Origin of the sequence: Paenibacillus sp. P22, from assembly GCF_000469945.2 — a bacterium.
Classification (GTDB): Bacteria; Bacillota; Bacilli; order Paenibacillales; family Paenibacillaceae; genus Paenibacillus_O; species Paenibacillus_O humicus.
Genome location: NZ_CBRA020000286.1, coordinates 1 through 3341, shown reverse-complemented (window position 1 = coordinate 3341; position 3341 = coordinate 1). Strand labels below are relative to the sequence as shown.

General features: G+C 58.6%; 2 protein-coding genes and 1 pseudogene. 2 read left to right on the top strand and 1 reads right to left on the bottom strand.

The genetic code is table 11. From position 1 onward, the window contains the following. Positions 1-105 precede the first annotated feature (105 nt). Positions 106-879: pseudogene (locus tag BN871_RS25850) on the bottom strand (TerC family protein); the annotation flags it as partial. A gap of 159 nt (positions 880-1038) precedes the next feature. Between BN871_RS25850 and BN871_RS25845 the strand changes: the two are divergent. Then, positions 1039-2865, top strand: a complete 1827-nt coding sequence (locus BN871_RS25845) for a sensor histidine kinase (protein ID WP_048750032.1) — start codon at positions 1039-1041, stop codon at positions 2863-2865. A gap of 1 nt (position 2866) precedes the next feature. Then, positions 2867-3341: response regulator (locus BN871_RS25840; RefSeq protein ID WP_048750029.1), on the top strand; the 475-nt coding region annotated here is incomplete at its 3' end.

Sequence of the window (3341 nt, the reverse complement as noted above, 5' to 3'; positions counted from 1 at the left end):
TACCGCCGACGACCTCTCCAATGATTGGTATGCCCCCATTCCTGCCGCCTGCATCACGCGCCTGAAAGAAATGAATACATCCTCCAGATTAATCGTRYKSCCGCCGCGATCGTCGCTGCCGCCGCTGCTGCCTGCCTTCGGCTTGGAAGCGAACCAGCCGACGACGGCGATCAGGATGAGCACTGTCCAGAAGATGCCCTTCCACAACCCGCTTTTCGGGAAGCTCGAGCTGATGAGGGCGACATCGGAGTGGCCGATCGTGTAGACCGCGAGCTTGATGCCGACCCAGCCGACGATGGCGAAGGCGGCCGTCTCCAGCCCGGGCCGCTCCACCAGCAGCTTGCCGAAATAAGTAGCGGCAAACCTCATGATGACCAGCCCGACGATGCCGCCCGTCAGGATGAGGATGAATTGGGCGCCGTCGAGGCCGCCGATCCGGGGCAGCGTTGTCGCCGGCAGCGTGATCGCCAGTGCGACAGCCGCGAGAATGGCGTCGACCGCGAAGGCGATGTCGGCCAGCTCGACCTTGAGCACCGTCACCCAGAAGTTTTCGGGCTTCTTCTCGGCCTCCTTCTTAAGCTTGTCCTGCTTGACGAACAGCCGCTTGACCATATGGCTGATCGCAATGTACAGCAGGTAAGCGGCTCCAAGCGCCTGCACGTACCAGACATGAGCGAGGAAGGAGATGATGAACAGGGAAGCGAACCGGAAGACTAAAGCTCCTCCGAGCCCGTAGAACAGAGCTTTTTTCCTTTCCTTTTCCGGGAGATGCTTGACCATGATGGAGATGACCAGCGCGTTGTCCGCAGCCAGAATTCCTTCCAGGCCGATCAGCACCAGAAGCACCCAGGCGTATTCCAAAAGGACCGAGGTTGTCAGGCTTCATCACTCCTTTGAGCTCTTTCGTTGAGGCGTGCATGAATAACAGGACTAGTATGCTCTGCTTTTATTTTCCTTAGTCCAGGCCAAAAAAACATTGAATTCCCCTGCCGTTCGTCCCATAATCGGGAATACCGACTTATTCCGGAGGCATGGACCATGAACAATCCCCTTACCAGGCTCAGCGTGAAAATGCAGATGATCCTGCTGTTTTTGATGATGGCCATTCCGATTCTGGGGCTGTTCGTCTACGGCAATATGAAAGCGGAAAGCATTTTGAAGCGCAACATTACGAACGCCTATGCCGAGCTGAACAAGCAGAATCTGGTCATCATCGACAAGGATATGGACAATATCAACCGGATCACGACGACGATCATCCAGAATCCCGCGACGCAGGCCATCGTGCCGGGCAGCCTGGAGCCGGTGCTGGACCGGGTCAAGAAATACGCGGCGATGGACAAGCTGCTGCGGGTTTATTCGACCGGAACGGATGGAGAAAATCCGATCTACTATTCCCTTTATGTGTACGATCCCTCGAGCGAGTTCTATTTCGCCCCCTCCATCCAAATGACGCAGAACGGCGTCTACTTCCTCAATTCCGACAACAAGCCGGCCTGGTACGACAAGGCGGTCGAGAACAAGGGACTCGGCTTCATGCAGGTCATCGACAACAACACCGCCTTCAGCAAGGAGAAGACGCTCGCCTATATCCGCGCGGTCAACAACATCGGCGAAGGGAACGTCATCGGCGTCCTGGTCGCGTACAAGATGGACAGCAAGATCGTCGACTCGCTGCGCTCGGTCAATCTGCCCGACGGCGAGATGTTCCTGACGGACAGCCAGGGCACGATCATGTCCTCCACCGTCCAGGGCAAGCTCGGCACCAAGGTCGAGCTGCCCGAAGAGGTCGTCCGCGCGGCCCGATCCGCCAGAAGCGACATGCCTTACCATGCGGTGAACAGCGACGACATCTATGTCGTCAGCGCGGCCAATGCGCTGAACCTGCGCCTCGTCTACGAGATCCCGGTTCAATCGCTGCTCCAGCAGCAAAAGGAGCTCAAGAATGTCATTCTGTTCATCTCGATCGCTTATACGCTGCTCGGCTGCATCGTCATGATCTACTTCTGGCGCTCGCTCATGACGCCGCTGCAGCGACTCTCGACGTTCGTGCGCCGCTACGAGCCCGGCAAGCGGGTGCCGGAGACGCCGGGGCAATCGCGCAGCGACGAGGTCGGCGTCCTCATCTCCGCCGTCTACGGGATGGCGAGGAGGCTCAACAGCCTCATCCATGACCGCTATCAGATGGAGATCCGGCAGAAGGAGGCGCAGCTTCAGATTCTGTACCATCAGATCAATCCGCATCTGCTCTACAACACGCTGGAGAGCATCTATTGGAAAAGCTCGCTCGAGGGCAATTCCGAATCGGCGGAGATGATCAAGGACTTGTCGAAGCTGATGAAGATCAGTCTCAGCCGGGGCCGCGAGATCATCTCGCTGGGGGAGGAGCGCGAGCATGCCGCCGCCTATGTCGCTCTTCAGCAGCGGAGATATGAAGCCGATTTCAAGATGGAGTGGGACGTACCGGAGGAGCTTGGAGGCATCGGCATCCCCAAGATCACCTTGCAGCCGCTGATCGAGAACGCGATCATCCACGGAATCAAGCATATGGGAGAGGACGGGCTCATCCGGGTCGCTGCCGTCCGGGACGAAGAGGGGAGAATCCGGGTGACGGTAGAGGACAACGGCTACAAGGCCGTTGATTACGCCGCGATCGAGCGCTGGCTCGGGGAGACGGACAGCTCGCCGGCGATCGGCTACGGAATCCGCAACATCGACCAGAGGATCCGTCTGCGGTACGGCTATCCGTATGGACTGGCGATCGGGCCGAGGCCTGGCGGAGGCACGAAGGTAAGCATCCTGCTGCCGGATCAGCAGGATCAATCAAGCGAGGCAGGCATCGAATCAGACGGGGAGGACAATTGACATGCACCGAATATTGATCGTGGACGACGAACCGCTTATCTGCAAAGGGCTGGCCAGCCTTCTGGCGGGAGCGGGACTTGGCATCACCGACATCCATACGGCGAGCAACGGTTATGAGGCGCTGGATTATTTGCGCATGGAGGAAGTCGACCTCATGATCACCGACATCCAGATGCCGGGAATGAACGGCATCGACCTCATGCATCAGGCGAAGCTGATCAAGCCTTGGGTGCAGACGATCGTCGTCTCCGCCCATGAGACGTTCCAATATGCGCAGATGGCGATCCGCCTGGGAGCGAGAGACTACCTGATCAAGCCGCTGAACAGCAGCCAGCTGCTGGATTCGGTCCGCAACGCGCTGCTCAATTCCGAGAAGCCCGTCTCCGGGGATCAGGATTATCTGGCGAAGGCCAGCTCGCAGTTCCGCCTGCGCGCGCCGGACAGCGGCCAGAGCGCCGCCCTGCTGAAGCTGCTCG